The organism is Stenotrophomonas sp. S39 (assembly GCF_016624665.1).
Lineage (GTDB): Bacteria > Pseudomonadota > Gammaproteobacteria > Xanthomonadales > Xanthomonadaceae > Stenotrophomonas.
The window spans coordinates 1-2,430 of the sequence record NZ_JACVTT010000184.1 but is presented as its reverse complement, the minus strand read 5'-3'; the positions used below and the strand labels follow the sequence as shown (position 1 = coordinate 2,430).

General features: G+C 70.1%; 2 protein-coding genes. One reads left to right on the top strand and one right to left on the bottom strand.

Translation table 11 applies throughout. The annotated features are described in order from the left end of the window. Positions 1 to 74: 74 nt before the first annotated feature. A complete protein-coding gene (gene cysK, locus IAE41_RS22165; protein ID WP_200734588.1) occupies positions 75 to 1,034 on the bottom strand; it encodes a cysteine synthase A in 960 nt (319 codons plus the stop codon). 208 nt (positions 1,035 to 1,242) lie between these two features. On the opposite strand from cysK, the gene IAE41_RS22160 reads away from it, so the two are divergent. Next, the gene (locus IAE41_RS22160) at positions 1,243 to 2,226 is read left to right on the top strand and encodes a LysR family transcriptional regulator (RefSeq protein WP_200734587.1); all 984 of its coding nucleotides are present in this window, start codon (positions 1,243 to 1,245) and stop codon (positions 2,224 to 2,226) included. The last annotated feature ends 204 nt before the right edge of the window (positions 2,227 to 2,430 follow it).

Sequence of the window (2,430 nt, the reverse complement as noted above, 5' to 3'; positions counted from 1 at the left end):
CCCCCCCCCCCCCCCCCCCCCCCCCCCCCCCCCCCCCCCCCCCCGCTACCGTGGGTTGCCGCCTTGGGTGCGGCTTACGGCAGGCCGGCCAGCCAGTCGTCGTCGGAGCCTTCGTTCACATCGGCAAACAGCGGCGTGGAGAAATAGCGTTCACCGGTGTCCGGCAACATCGCCAGGACGACCGAGCCCGGCTCGGCGCGGGCAGCCACGTCCAGTGCGCTGGCCACCGTGGCACCGGCGGAGATGCCGACGAAGATGCCTTCTTCGGCTGCCAGCCGGCGCGCGGTGGCGATGGCGCGGTCGTCCTCGACCGTCAGCAGTTCATCCACCACGTCGCGGTTGAGCACGTCCGGCACGAAGTCCGGGGTCCAGCCCTGGATCTTGTGCGGCTTCCAGTCGTCGCCCTTCAGCAGCGCGGCGCCGGCCGGTTCGGTGGCCACGATGCGGGTCTGCGGGCGGGCGACCTTCAGTACTTCGCCCACGCCGGTGAGGGTGCCGCCGGTGCCCCAGCCGCTGACGAAGTAGTCCAGGCGCTTGCCGGCGAAGTCGCGCAGGATCTCCGCCGCCGTGGTGTTGCGGTGGTAGGCCGGGTTGGCCGGGTTGGCGAACTGGCTGGCCAGGAACCAGCCGTGCTGCTCGGCCAGTTCGGCCGCCTTGCGCACCATGCCGCTGCCGCGCTCGGCGGCCGGGGTCAGGATCACCTTGGCGCCATAGGCACGCATCAGCTTGCGTCGCTCCACCGAGAAGGTCTCGACCATGGTGGCCACGAACTTGTAGCCGCGCGCGGCGGCCACCATGGCCAGGGCCACCCCGGTGTTGCCCGAGGTGGCTTCCACGATGGTGTCGCCCGGCTTGAGCAGCCCGCGTGCCTCGGCGTCGAGGATGATGGCCAGCGCCAGGCGGTCCTTCACCGAGCCACCCGGGTTGAACGATTCGACCTTGGCGTACAGGGTCACGCCCTGCGGAGCCAGGCGCTGCAGTTTGACGATGGGGGTGTTGCCGACGGTGTCGAGGATGGAGTCGTACAGGGCCATGGAAGCGCTCCGGAAGCAGGCCGCGCCGTGGGCCGGCGGGCGGAAGGGGGGAGGCTGGCCGTTCAGGCCAGCGGCTGCCGGCTGACCGTAGCGCCGGCATATGACGCCCGGAAATGACCAGATACCTTTCTTAAACAACCTTTGGTTATAAGCTGGTGAGGGTATTAGACCCTAGAGTGGACCTCCGCCCCTTGCGCCCCCGCCTGCCATGACGCTTACCCAGCTGCGCTACCTGGTCGCCATCGCCGACGCCGAGATGAACATCACGCTCGCGGCCACGCGTGTGCACGCGACCCAGCCCGGCCTGTCTAAGCAGCTCAAGCAGCTGGAGGACGAGCTGGGCTTCCTGTTGTTCGTGCGCAAGGGGCGCAGCCTGGAATCGGTGACCCCGGCGGGCACCGAAGTGATCTCCCGCGCCCGCGCGGTGCTGGCCGAGGCCAACAACATCCGCACCTACGCCGCCAATCAGCGGCGCGAAAGCCAGGGCCAGCTGATCCTGACCACCACCCACACCCAGGCACGCTTCGTGCTGCCGCCCGCGGTGGCGGCGATCAAGCAGGCCTACCCGCAGGTCAGCGTGCACCTGCAGCAGGCCGGTGAAGCCGACGCGCTCGACCGCCTCAACCAGGGCGATGCCGACATCGCGATCATCAGCACGGCCGGCGGCGAACCGACCGATGGCATCGCCGTGCCGCTGTTCCGCTGGCGGCGGCTGGTGGTGGTGCCCAAGGGCCACCCGCTGGACCGCGCCGGCCGCGCCCCGGACCTGGCCGCGCTGGCCCGCCAGCCGCTGATCAGCTACGAATCCTCCACCCGCCCCAGTTCCTCGCTGCAGCGCGCCTTCGCGGCCAACGGCCTGGTACCGGACCTGGCGTTGACCGCGCTGGATGCCGACCTGATCAAGACCTATGTGCGCACGGGCCTGGGCGTGGGGCTGCTGGCCGAGATGGCGGTCAGTTCCAACGATGAGGACCTGCGCTCGTGGCCGGCCCCGGAGCCGATCACCGAGTGCATCGCGTGGGCGGTGCTGCCGCGCGACCGGGTGCTGCGTGATTACGCACTGGAGCTGGTGCACGTGCTGGCGCCGCAGATTGATCCGCGCGACCTGCGGCGGGTGCTGGATGGCAACCAGGCGGCTGCGTGGCCGGCGCCGCCGACATGGGAGTCGTTGACCCAGACCATCACGGTCTGAGGGGGCGGTTTCGGCAGGGCTTGCAGCCCTGCACCTACTGCAATCAACGGCAACGTCAAAAGCGGGCGATCCGTGGGTTGGCGGGGCGGTGTGGGTGGTCAGGACACGCCGTAAACCCCCCCTCCGGGGTCCGGCCCAGCCGCTGGCGGCTGGGCGTTCGGGCGCTTGCGAAGCAGTGCTTCGCAAGCAAAGCGCCCTCACCCA

Excerpts from the sequence above, each read along its gene's own strand:
- IAE41_RS22160 (WP_200734587.1), top strand. The coding sequence starts at position 1,243 with ATGACGCTTACCCAGCTGCGCTACCTGGTCGCCATCGCCGACGCCGAG.
- cysK (WP_200734588.1), bottom strand. The coding sequence starts at position 1,034 with ATGGCCCTGTACGACTCCATCCTCGACACCGTCGGCAACACCCCCATC.